This is a genomic window from Phyllobacterium sp. GQ127 (assembly GCF_059758635.1).
In genome coordinates this window covers 768807-781588 of sequence record NZ_JCAXDZ010000001.1, presented here as the reverse complement: position 1 = coordinate 781588, position 12782 = coordinate 768807, and the positions used below count along the sequence as shown (strand labels likewise).

The following is a 12782-nucleotide window of genomic DNA, read 5'->3' as shown; positions in this document are numbered from 1 at the left end:
TTCTGGTGGAGCAGATATGCCAAAATTCCTACCAGCGGACTTTCTTCAGAAAGGTATTGGCGATGGAAAATACGACCTCACAACAGGTGCGGGGCGTTTCTGCGATGGCTGCCGCCATGTTCTTCCTGCCTATGATGGACGCTATAGCCAAATGGCTTTCGGTCTTTGACAGCCTGCCGCCTGCAACAGCTACGCTTTTCAGGTTTGTTGTCCAAACCATTTTGACCATGATGATCATTGTGCCCATGACGGGCTTCAAATCCCTGATACCTGTGAAACTGTGGGGAAATCTGTTTCGCGGTTTCCTTATGGGTATTGGCAGCCTGTGCTTTTATGCAGCCGTCAAATATATGCCGCTCGCAGACGCAATGGCGGTGTTTTTCGTTGAGCCACTGATGTTGACCGTCTTGTCGGCGCTTATTCTAAAGGAGCAAGTTGGTTGGCGACGCCGGGTTGCAGTGGCAATCGGCTTCATTGGAACATTGATCGTCATACAGCCAAGCTGGGAGCTGTTTGGGTGGGTATCGTTGCTGCCGCTTGGAACAGCAGCGGTCTTTGCAATCTACCTTATCCTCAATCGCCGCTATGGCACTGTCGATACGCCGCTTGTGATGCAGCTTTATGCCGGGATTGGCGGAACGATTACCGTTTTGATTGCCCTCATACCTGCTGCATTTCTGGGTATTCAAGACATGACATTCGCCATGCCAGGAAATGCCATGTCGTGGTTTTTGCTGTTCATGATGGGATTGATAGCCACAATCGGACATCTCCTGATCACACATGCCTCACGACTTGCACCGGCTTCCCTGCTGGCATCATTCCAATATCTCGAAATTGTCATGGCAGTTCTCATCGGCTTATTGGTTTTCGGTGATTTTCCAACGCCATCTAAATGGGTCGGGATCATCATCATCGTTGCATCAGGCGCCTATCTGATCTGGCGCGAGGGCAAGAAGCGAGAGACCACGGAACCGGCGTACAATTAATTGACAGCTGTTGAGCAAAGTTGTGTTTCACAATAGAAACAAAGATCTGTTGGGAGGTCTAAGTGTTTAAAAAAATTCTGATTGCCAATCGTGGTGAGATTGCGTGCCGCGTTATCAAGTCTGCACGGAAAATGGGAATTGCAACAGTAGCGGTCTATTCTGACGCTGATCGTGATGCTGTGCATGTTGAGATGGCGGATGAGGCCGTGCATATCGGACCAGCTGCGGCATCCGAAAGCTATCTCGTCCCTGAAAAGATTATCGCTGCTTGCAAGGAAACCGGGGCAGAGGCTGTCCATCCCGGTTATGGCTTTCTTTCCGAACGCGCCTCTTTTTGCGAAGAGCTGGAAAAGCAGGGCATTATATTCATTGGTCCGAAGCCCCGCGCGATCATCGCGATGGGCGACAAAATCGAATCGAAAAAATTTGCCAATGAGGCAAAGGTCAGCACTGTGCCCGGTTCACCCGATGTGATTATTGACGTTGCACATGCTGAACGGATCGCCGGAGAAATCGGCTATCCCGTCATGATCAAGGCTTCCGCTGGCGGCGGCGGTAAGGGCATGCGCATAGCCTGGAACAAGGCTGAAGTGCGCGACGGATTTGAACGCGCGACCTCGGAAGCGCGTAATTCCTTCGGAGATGATCGCATCTTCATCGAAAAGTTCATTGTCGATCCGCGCCACATCGAAATTCAGGTTCTTGCAGATAGCTTTGGCAATTGCATTTATCTTGGCGAACGGGAATGTTCCGTACAACGGCGCAACCAGAAGGTCGTCGAAGAGGCACCATCACCATTTTTGGATGAGGCAACTCGCAAAGCAATGGGCGAACAGGCCGTGGCGCTGTCCAAAGCCGTTGATTATCAGAGCGCCGGCACCGTCGAATTTATCGTAGACAAGGACCGCAACTTTTATTTCCTTGAGATGAATACACGCTTGCAGGTGGAGCATCCTGTAACTGAGCTGATTACCGGCATCGATCTGGTTGAACAGATGATCCGCATTGCCGCTGGGGAAAAGCTTGCAATCAAGCAAAACGAGGTGAAGCTCAATGGATGGGCCGTTGAAAGCCGTCTTTATGCAGAAGATCCATATCGTAATTTTCTGCCATCAATCGGGCGGCTGACGCGGTATCGTCCGCCGCTGGAGGGTCCTGTGGGCAAAGCTGTCATCCGGAATGATACGGGCGTGACGGAAGGGTCCGAAATTTCGATGTTCTATGATCCTATGGTGGCAAAGCTTTGCACCTGGGCACCGACACGGCTGGAAGCTGTCGATGCGATGGCCGATGCGCTCGACAATTTTGTCGTCGACGGAATTGAGCATAATATTCCATTTCTCGCGGCGCTGATGCAGCACCCCCGCTGGAGGGAAGGCAGGCTTTCAACGGCTTTTATCGCCGAGGAATTTCCGGACGGGTTCCAGCCGATATCCCCAACCGTAGATGACCTTGATGTTCTGGCGGCAATTGGACTTTCTGCCGAGCTTGTACGCAAAGAGCGCCTGGACCGTCTGGGTGACCGCCTGCGCCCGCATTCCGGCAGGATTCACGCGGAATGGGAGGTGCGGATTGGTGACGATTATGTGCCGGTGATTATTCGCAGCAGCGCAGCCAAACCTCCCGTCAAGCTTGAACTCTCCTTGCGGGGTGGGGACTTTGTCACCGTTCGTAGCGATTGGCGTCCGGGGGAGGCCGTTTGGGATGGCTATGTCAACGAGCGCCCTGTCAAAGCCCAGTTGCGCCCCGTTTCCAACGGTATGCGAATTGACTGGAAGGGCATGTCGGTCATCGCCCATCCCATGCAAAAGCATGTTGCGGCGCTGGAAAAGCTGATGCCGGTCAAGATTCCGCCGGACACATCAAAACTGTTGCTTTGTCCTATGCCGGGATTGCTCGTCTCGGTAAATGTGAGTGCCGGGCAGGAGGTCAAGGCGGGCGAAACACTTGCTATCGTTGAAGCCATGAAGATGGAGAATGTGTTGCGCGCCGAGCGCGATCTGACCGTCTCCGTGATCAATGCAAAGCAGGGCGACAGCCTTGCCGTGGACGCTGTCATTATGGAGTTTGACTAAGCCGGCTCGATAGGGCCAAAGACGCTTTCAAAAGATTCTAGCAGCGCGCGGTCGAGATCATGCATTTCGACCGGCAACCCCAGATCAACAAGGCTGGTGACGCCATGGCCGCGCACGCCACACGGAACAATTCCGTCAAAATGTGACAGCTCCGGCTCGACGTTGATGGAGATGCCGTGAAAACTGACCCATTTACGCAAACGAATGCCAATGGCGGCGATTTTGTCTTCCGCAGGCGAGCCATCTGCCAGCGCTGGGCGTTCCGGTCTGCTCACCCAAACGCCGACGCGATCTTCACGCCGTTCGCCCTTCACATTGAATGAAGCGAGCGTGAAAATGATCCATTGTTCGAGCGCTGTCACGAATGCACGGATATCTTCGCGCCGCTTTTTCAGGTCCAGCATGACATAAACCACGCGCTGGCCAGGTCCGTGATAAGTATATTCGCCGCCACGACCGGTTGCATAGATCGGGAAGCGGTCGGTTGCCAGCAGGTCTACCTCCTTGGCGCTCGTGCCGGCCGTGTAAAGCGGTGGATGCTCGACGAACCAGACCAGTTCGGACGCTGTTCCATCTCTGATGGCTGCGACGCGTTCTTCCATGAAGGCAAGGGCGAAATCATAATCAGTGAGGCCGTCGGCAACTGCCCATGCCACCGGTGATGATCCCTCGAGGGGTAAAAAGGCGGGAGCGAGTTCATCGCGGCTGGACTTCATAGAGCGGATAATTCCAATTAAGACTGCCTGTCATGCTCCGCGCGCGGAGATCAAGGATGGGTCCCGCGCATATGGACTTTTTCGCGGGTTATTTCCAGTGGGATGCGACAAGAGCGGCTTTTTGACAAGTTTATGAAAAACTATCTGAGATAAAGCGTGATAGGGCTTGTTTCCCGGAAACCTATTTGCTACTAGCGCCAAGCCGACATGTTCGGCTTCTACCACAGTGCGGTCGTGGCGGAATTGGTAGACGCGCAGCGTTGAGGTCGCTGTGTCGCAAGACGTGGAAGTTCGAGTCTTCTCGACCGCACCATAATACTTTTCCAAGTATTTGATTATAAAGCAGAATACGGCGCCCATCGGGCGCCGTATTGCTTTTTGTGCATGTGGTCTGTCGCACAGACTTGGCGAGGCTTGCAACGCCTGCAGCAATATAGGCCTCAATCCATACGGTGAATCGATCGGCTATAATCACAGTCGCTACAATCGAGATAAGGAAAACGGCGGCTGGGATAGATATCGAGGTCAGCGGCATTTTTTAACAAGGCAGACGGTCGTACCCAAATAATTCAAAGTCACGGAAAAACAGGGAGTTGATCTTTTCAATAGACTTCTTATCCATTCGGTTAATGTATCGATAGCTGAATGGATTTTCAGAAGCTGCCCCCTCCAAATCTACAACGTTTGCGTTGCGCGCCTCTGTTACTATGCCCACCTTCGAACAAAAATCAGAAAAGTCTTTTTCAAAGTGTTCGACGCGGCCGATAAAGTTCGCAAATTGTGTTTGGTTTATATGGGTCCAATAGTGGCCGGGATGCAGTGGGAAATTGGTGTTATATCCAATCTCGTAAATTTGATCCTCAGTCACGCTGGCTAGCCATTTGTCGAAGTCAAAGTCTGCCGCCTGAAGTTGTCGGTGATTCTCGTCCAATTGTTTCATGACCAGCGTTTTGATCCATTCTGCTTCATAAATATATGAAGGCTGCGTTCGAATGTCTTCCTGCAGCTGACGAAATCCCGAATAGACGCGATCATAAGGGTTTCGAACGAATGATCCAATGAAATAGTTTAACTTGCTTTCCGGTAAACAGGCAAAATCCGCACATGTCATGTGCTGGTGGACAATTCTATTCAAAATGGGATTGAAACTGAAAAAAGCGCTATACGAACTCTCGTTATAACCAGAAAGTCTGGCAACCATGGTTTGGCTTGCTGTTTTCCATGGAAGTAGCATGCAAAACTTCTTTGAATGAGAGATTATCATCTTTGATCTTTCACATAAATCCTGCGAAAGCTATGATGTCAGGTTGCAATAAATACAACTATAAAGTTCATCCCGGTGTGTAAATAAACTTAGAATTGAGAGCGGCTTGCGTTTTTGCAACCTCATATAGCGCATTATAAATGACTGCTGATTCCTCCTATCTCGGGCTAATGGGAGAAATCCAAAGGAAGCGCAATTGGCGACAGCTCAATCAAGCTGAGCTATCTCGGAAAATTAGATTCTACCTTTTAATCTTGGCAAACCACAGTTGTCGTAAATGTAGCCATGAAGCGTCCATTATCGCACCTTTCGCACGGGTGATGTATTGGCCACGCCATCTTAAGAAAATGCTCTAACACCGTACGTAAATTGTTTACTTAACAACAGCATTCGTCTAGCGCTGCCAGGTGTATCGGGTTTATGGGATGTCGACAAAGTGATTAAGAGATACTTTCTGCGAGCCAAGGGTGTATATCGCAAGCGAGGTGTGCGAGGCTTTTTAGCGCATTTTCTTCGATATGTGGCCTATCGTATCGAAACCATCCGATCACCATTTTCAGGTGTATTCAGCAAAAGAATTTCTTCCGCTGATACCAAGATGAAGAGGCTTGGTAGCTTGAATGAAATAGGAGCCGTGATTGCTCGAACGATGCCGGATCGCGTTAACCCCGTTGTCTACACGCCAAATTCTATTGGCACTGAAATAGCGTTCGAAAAAATTGCCGTTATCATTCATATATTCTACCCTGAAGTGACAGGAGAAATCGTCAAGAACCTATCAAATATACCTCTTCCTTTTGGCCTGTTCATTACAACTGACACAGAAGAAAAGAGAGCGTCGATTACTAACACACTGCAACAACTTGGTATCGAAGCCCTCGAAACACAGATCCGCTTGGCTCCAAATAGAGGCCGCGACATCGCTCCTAAATACCTTGCCTTCAAAGATGTCTACGATAGGTATCCTGCCTTTCTACATCTTCACTCAAAGCAGTCCCTTCACGCAGCAGGGGCATACGCAAACTGGCGTGATTATCTGGTTGGATCGCTTATAGGTAGTAAGGAAATCGCGGACACTAATCTTCGGCTATTGTCCGAAGGGAATGTAGGGGTTGTCTATCCGGAGCATGCTGAGTACATCAAGGACGTGATCAACTGGGGTTATGACTTTCCTATTGCGAAAGACCTTGTCGCTCGAATCGGCCTGGTTCTCGATACTTTTGATATCCTGGAATTCCCCTCGGGCTCAATGTATTGGGGCCGCTCATCAGCAATAAGAAATCTTCTCGATCTGAATCTTGATTACTCGGATTTTCCCGAAGAAAACGGTCAGGTTGATGGAACTCTCGCCCACGCAATAGAGCGCACACTGCTGCTGTTTGTTGAGAAGGCCGGCCATAGTTGGGTCCGCGTTTCGACCAAGAAATCGCCAATATTCCCAGAATCTGCTGATAAGGCTCTTGAGGGTATTGCAGCGTTTGAACCATTGATAGTTTCCAATTATCATTTCCCGACGATTACTCAAGTTTCGATACCTGAGACTTTGCGTATTACGGCAGTGCCAAAATATGAGTCGCGTCGGCGCCTGAATTTGCTGGTTCCAACGCTAGCAGCTGCTCATATATTTGGTGGCATCGACACTGCTTTGAAGGTGTTCAAACAGATTGCAGACGTCTCCGATGACGATACGGACTTCAGAGTGATTGTGAGCGAAGTAGGCATCAGTGAAAATGACGAGTTGCCGAGTATCCTCAGTGGTTATGAAGTGCAGTATCTTGGCAAAGAAACACGCCGACAGTCCACAATTGTTGATGCTACCGATCGTATGTACAACTCTCTTGAGATTACTGAAAACGATGTATTCATGGCAACAGCATGGTGGACTGCAGTAAATGCTTATCGATTGCAGGATATGCAAAAAATCTTGTTCGGCAAGGCACCACGAGTGGTTTATCTAATTCAAGACTTTGAGCCGGGATTCTATGGCTGGTCAACTAAATATGCGTTGGCTGATTCTACCTATGGCAGAGATGATGACACATTTGCGATCTTCAACTCTGAGGAATTGGAGCGCTATTTTGCAAAGTATTATCACCACACACACAGATGTCTGGTGCCATATCGAGTAAACGCTAAGATTGATGCTGCCTTATCTGAAATAAGGCGAGAGAAAATAATCTTATTTTATTCGAGGCCCTCTGCCGTTAGAAACTGCTTTGAGGCCGGTGTTGATGGCATAAATTTGTGGGCGAGGCGAAACCCGGTCGAAGCAGCAGAGTGGACCATATATTGCATAGGTGAGAAATTTGAAAATCATCAGCTTGGGTATTTGAATAACGCAGTTATCACCGGAAAGATGCCACTGGAAGTTTACGCGGAACTTTTAAGCAAGGCATCCATTGGCTTGTCATTGATGATTTCGCCGCACCCAAGCTATCCACCTCTCGAAATGGCCTATGCTGGAGTTAGGACGATATCAAACCTGTATGAATGCAAGGACATCTCAGAAAGAAGCCCGCTTCTAACGAGCCTCAAAGAGGTCACTCCGGAGAGTATTGCAGATGCAATCGATTCGGCGGTGGCAGCCTGTTTAAACTCAATTGGCTATGTCACACAAATTCGTGTTCCAGTGAAAGACATACCAACAACAGCGCCCATTTTTTCCGCCGAATCTGTCTGGCCATCGGTGATGAGGTGTGACTAAGACCCGGCAGCTTCCAAAATAAGAACATCTTGCCCGTCTTCATAGGTATCGAAGAAACCAGACCATCCGCCGAAGAGAATAGGGTGGGCGTATTTCATTCCGGTCGCTTTTATCATCTTATCCCATCGATCCTGGGTGAAAGCGATTGCTCCCAGTGGTTGGTCAACGTCATTTATTCTACATCCATCATCGAGCTGGTGTTCAAACCTTAGATTGTAGGCCGTGCGATTTGTTTCCCTAGCTTTCTTCAGAATGTTGTTGTCATAGATGAACGTAGTGGCCAATACTATTCCGCCCGGCTTAAGCACTCTACGAAACTCGCGAAGATAGTGTTCGATATCAGACTGGTACAAGTGAGTGAAAACAGAAAACAGAAAAATCCGATCGATTGATCCGTCTGGAATCGGCAAAATAATGTCGGTGGTTTTGGTTACTCCGCCAACGTTGTGAAGTTTATCTTCCACGTTGAAATGTAGAAACTGGAAGTTAGGGTTCCGAGCGCCTATCTCGTGCTTACACCACTCTATGGAATCCCCAATAATATCTATCCCGAGGTAGGACCCCTCTGTTACTTGATAAGAGAGGGGTATCGCGTCCCTGCCGATACCACACCCAATCTCTAATATATTGTGCTGCGGTTCTATACCAAGTTTTTTATGGAGCAATTTATTGTGGTTGTCTGAAATCGTATCGAATGTTTCAGGTCCGCCACCTGTCATCAACATGAGGCGGATCGGGATATTATATCCTTTAAAATGATACGTATTGACTGCAGGAGGAGTTTTCTTAAGCGCATCGTATTGTTGTTCAACTGTGGACTTTTCCAGTTCCAGCTTCGCAACGCGATCATGAAGCCGTTGTATTTCCGCGTCCAATGGTGCTCGGTTAATGACCAGATTAGGGAAAATTCGAGCTTTCAGTCTACGTAACGCCCGCATGCAATCTCCGCTGATATCTAAAAGATCAATTGGCGACTAGTACCCTATACCCATCCATACGGCAATCCATCGCTACCGGATCCGAGTTTTGCGCTTCGTACGCCGTTTATGCAGGTACTCGGTCGTCGGGAGGAGATAGACTTTTGTAATCGTTTGAACTCTTTCAGACGCCACTTTCCTAGCTGTCTAACAATAATTCTTAACCACACACCGGGAGGTAAAATTGTAAATTACTTAGGAGGAACGACTAACCTTGCCAGCATCTTTGCTACTGTCTTCAAAAATGGACTTTTAGTGATGATGTGGTTAAAGCGAGTTGCCAGCCGCCATGTCGTACTGGAGTGAATGTTTTGAAGTTGCTCTCTCAAATCATCAACCGCTTGGGATAGACTACTAATGCGGGCTGCATTGACCTCATTTTCCAATCTGGCTGCTTTAAGTGTACTTGAGATCCTCTGCTTTTCATTATGTGTTGTTTCCAGAGAGGACCGTAGTGAGTTGACTTCCATCTTATGATTGTGGAGATCTTGGGTAGTTGTTTCAAGCTGCGAATTGCGCGCTTTTAGATCGTTAGCACATGTGTCTAAATCATTTTGAGTTTTGCGGAGAAGGAACTCCTCATCAATTACCTGCCAGTCGCTTGCATCAAAAAATCCGTAATTCTCAACGTTAGAATCGATGGTTGTATTCGAGCAAACTGCTAGAAAGTACATTGGAGTAGCGGTGACGCCGTCAAATCTTTCCGTCCATTTCGGGACGTCTGCATAAGTCATCTTAAAGTCGTTGTTTGGCATTTTCCATTCTCCATGGCTGTCGATTTCAACGACGTGCGAGGATGCTCCCGAAAATTGGCCAAACAATTTGGTGTGCTTAAACGTATTGTTTAGCGCGTTCTGGAATTCGGAAAATGCTAATTCTTTCAGATGATATGGATTATCATAGTTGAAGCGATCGCTATAATTCTCCTTATTTGGAGTGGATATTATCAACAAGCCGTTGCTCTTCAGCACTCGCTGCAATTCATTGATTGCGGCAAGCGGGTCATCGACATGTTCTACTGTTTCAAAGCAGACGATTACGTCAAATGTGTCTGTATCGAAAGGCAAATGCGCAAGATCGCCAACTTCAAATTGAACATTGCGAATTTTCGCGTATTTGCGTTTCGCATAGGCAATCGCGTTGGCGGCAACGTCCATGCCAATGATGTTTTTTGCCTTCTCGGCCATAATGGCGGTGCCATATCCTTCGCCAGATGCAATGTCCAACACTGCTTTCCCGCGTATAAATTGGGTCGCAAATGCGTAGCGGGCTAAGTGCTCCGCCGCGATTCGTCCGCCCATGCCGGGTATATATCGCTCGCCATCGAACGGAAGCTCGATAATTTCTTCGACAGTTTGTTCAGCGTCACTTAAGTTATTGCTCTTAGGCATGGCGAAGTCCCCTATTTTTAGTTTTTGGTTGCCTGCCGGCACCTCTCAACGCATCAAGCGTAGAGAGAAACTGTAGATTTGCTGGCTCAAGCAACTTTCATCTTGTGGCGCGCTATAACGTTTTCGAGATACCCAAACAACTCAGCAGCCTGGTTGTCGAAACTTTGAATATTATCCTTATAGGGATTGGAATAGGTTTTGAGAAATTCTCGCTTCTGAATGACGTTTTCCATGGCGTTTTTCAAATGGATACTGTTATTTGAAATGGGGATAATGTCGCCATTTTCTCCAGGAACTATGTCTTCAGTTGCTCCCCCGGCTTCAGTTACAATCACCCAGACATCGCGTATCAGTGCTTCTCGAACGGTTAGTCCGAAGCTTTCTTTCCATTGTGACGGAAATAGAAGAACGTCTATTTGGGAAAAGAACTCATCGATTGTTTCTTGGGTGTAGGCCGGAACTACACGCACCGGATTCGAAGCGTTTAGTCCTTCTAAATCCACCGTGCTACGGCCTTGATTAAGGGTATTGTCTACAAGCACCAGCTCAACGTTGCATGGTGGTAAGTCCGAAAAAGCCTTTCGAACCAATTCATAACCTTTAATCGGAGTAGCTCCCCCGACGTAGCCAAATCTAATGCGGTCAGATGGGTGGCGCTTATAAGTTTGAAGTGGTTTTTTTATTCCGTTTTTATTTACCGAAATTCGCTCGGGCTCAAATCCATTTTGGATGTGAAGTTCTTTGAAATAAGCGCTTGGCGAGATTATCCCATCCGCTCGGTGGAGACACTCCAAGACAATTGCGCTGCGATCTCTGTTAAATTGGCTGTCCTGAACGCAGCTGGAGCAGATTTGGGGATCAATCCATTGTTGATTACAGAACTTGTTGTCACCGGTCACCATGAACTGCCGCTCACAAAGCCACCATGCATCGTGAAGGGTAACCGTGTATGGGATATCAAAATCATTACAAGCGGTTGCCAACTCAACGCCCAGAGTTTGGATTGAATGCAGTTGTACGATGTCAGGTTTGATAGATCTCAGGACCTCTTTGAAAACCTGGCCCATTATATAGTCCTTGATATCCATAAGACGGCTTCGGACTATTGGCACCTTTGCGGCAAAAACTGTGGCTCCCTTGGCGCTATATCGCACTAGGTCGTAGTCGCCTGCACTGGTATTTGACCAAGATGTGAATATGTAAACTTCAACATTTTTGTTAGCTGCGAAACGTTGCGCAATCTCCTCAACAACTATGGTCGCTCCTCCATACGATTGAGGAGAGAAGTAAATATTCGCAAGAAGTATTCTTGTAACATTTGGATTGGGACTGGCAAAGGTCGATACAAGTGAGGCCAATTGCCGGTTTGCGATGTTTTCCGGCGCGTATATTTGGCGGACCATGCGATAGGCATTTTCACCAATCTGAGAAGCTCTTACAGGATCATCCACGAGCGAGAGCAGGGCTTGTTCCCATTCAGTTGGACTTGAGGCTAGAAGGCCAGTTTCACAGTCGACGATAACAGAAGAGAAGGCCTCGGCGGGTGAGCATACAGTCGGAAGCCCCACAATCGACGCCTCAAGAAACTTAATGTTGCTTTTCGCGTCGTTGAAAACGCTTTTTTCTAACGGGGCAATTGAAATATCTGCACTGGCGATACTCTCTAAATAGCCTTCGAAGGTAGTGAACGGGATTCGCTCGATCCTATGGGCAAACCTGCCAAATCTGGATTCGATGTTCAACTCGCCGATGATGCGGAGCTTGACGTTGGCACGCTTCGCAAGAACGTTATAAATAGCTTCACTGGCACACAAAAAGTCGACATCATGAGTTTTTGTGCCGGAACCATAGACGATGGTTACCCCGTCTTCGAAGGGCACCCGTTTTGTAACCTTGTCGCGGATATTTTCTGCTATTCTTATGGTGTCAGCATCCAACGCGTTTTCGATAACGTATGCCGGTCTGCCCGTAGTTTCGGTCATCACTTGGGCAATGACTTTCGTCGATCCTATTCCTTCATCGCAGAGAAGTAGCGCCTCGCGATATAGCTTCATCCCGTCCAACAGGCTGTTTCGGATGTGAGAATCTAAACGCTGTAAATTCGTATTGGACGAATAGCCTTCCGGATCGAAGATTAAGTCATCAACTTCCCAAAATGTTCGTATCCCGAGGCGCTTACACTCGTTCGCCAGTAAGATGACATCCGGCACCGCAGGCACTCTATAAAATATTACTATCGGGTAGCTCTGAAGAAGGTTTCGGACTTTGTCGAAGTCCGTCCAATTGACAATCTTGGTTTCAATATCAAGTTCGGCAAACAATTCGGTTTTTTGGTCCACCCGATATTTTTTGCATTGGGGAATGGACATTTCCGCAACTATTAAAACGCGCCGAGTCATGAATTCAGATGCGCTGGGGCCTTCCGACACAGGATAAAACGTTGACAGGGCGGCTTTGCTTTCATCGGTAGCCGAGGACAAAAGCGACGCCCGTCTTTTTGCAATTAGGGACCATAATGTGCCATTTATTGCGAACCCGAAAATCCTCAACAAGGTTTTTCGTATGCCAAAGATGCGAACAGATTCTAACAGTTTTCTGCCGGCAAAATGCAGCACATTTGTTGCGCGTCGAATGTGCCAGGAAATTCCTTGCAAAGAATTCATCCC

At 48.0% G+C, this 12782-nt stretch carries 8 protein-coding genes and 1 tRNA gene; 4 read left to right on the top strand and 5 right to left on the bottom strand.

All coding sequences use genetic code 11. From position 1 onward, the window contains the following. Positions 1-62: 62 nt before the first annotated feature. Positions 63-989, top strand: a complete 927-nt coding sequence (locus AC6CHM_RS04000) for a DMT family transporter (RefSeq protein ID WP_115052935.1) — start codon at positions 63-65, stop codon at positions 987-989. Between the two features lie 62 nt (positions 990-1051). Then, entirely contained in the window at positions 1052-3064 is a 2013-nt protein-coding gene (locus tag AC6CHM_RS03995; RefSeq protein WP_307285390.1) for an acetyl-CoA carboxylase biotin carboxylase subunit, read from the top strand. Here the strand turns inward: AC6CHM_RS03995 and lipB are convergent. Beyond that, complete coding sequence (lipB, locus tag AC6CHM_RS03990; protein ID WP_498172067.1) at positions 3061-3780, bottom strand: lipoyl(octanoyl) transferase LipB; 720 nt, start codon at positions 3778-3780, stop codon at positions 3061-3063. The two genes, AC6CHM_RS03995 and lipB, sit on opposite strands and share 4 nt — an antisense overlap. Positions 3781-4008: 228 nt before the next feature. On the opposite strand from lipB, the gene AC6CHM_RS03985 reads away from it, so the two are divergent. Further along, positions 4009-4093 (top strand) — tRNA-Leu (locus tag AC6CHM_RS03985). Between the two features lie 225 nt (positions 4094-4318). Here AC6CHM_RS03985 and AC6CHM_RS03980 read toward each other — a convergent pair. After that, positions 4319-5014 (bottom strand): sulfotransferase family 2 domain-containing protein, encoded by a 696-nt coding sequence (locus tag AC6CHM_RS03980; RefSeq protein WP_498172066.1) that lies wholly within the window; start codon positions 5012-5014, stop codon positions 4319-4321. A gap of 466 nt (positions 5015-5480) precedes the next feature. On the opposite strand from AC6CHM_RS03980, the gene AC6CHM_RS03975 reads away from it, so the two are divergent. Further along, on the top strand, positions 5481-7748 hold the full coding sequence (locus AC6CHM_RS03975; protein WP_498172065.1) for a rhamnosyltransferase WsaF family glycosyltransferase: 2268 nt from the start codon (positions 5481-5483) through the stop codon (positions 7746-7748). Here the strand turns inward: AC6CHM_RS03975 and AC6CHM_RS03970 are convergent. From AC6CHM_RS03970 to AC6CHM_RS03960, 3 genes are all read right to left on the bottom strand, one after another. After that, on the bottom strand, positions 7745-8686 hold the full coding sequence (locus tag AC6CHM_RS03970; RefSeq protein ID WP_498172063.1) for a class I SAM-dependent methyltransferase: 942 nt from the start codon (positions 8684-8686) through the stop codon (positions 7745-7747). The genes AC6CHM_RS03975 and AC6CHM_RS03970 overlap by 4 nt on opposite strands. 230 nt (positions 8687-8916) lie before the next feature. Further along, positions 8917-10116, bottom strand: coding sequence for a methyltransferase domain-containing protein (locus AC6CHM_RS03965; RefSeq protein WP_498172062.1), 1200 nt, complete (start codon positions 10114-10116; stop codon positions 8917-8919). An 86-nt stretch (positions 10117-10202) separates the two neighbouring features. After that, positions 10203-12779, bottom strand: coding sequence for a glycosyltransferase (locus AC6CHM_RS03960; RefSeq protein ID WP_498172060.1), 2577 nt, complete (start codon positions 12777-12779; stop codon positions 10203-10205). Positions 12780-12782: the final 3 nt, after the last annotated feature.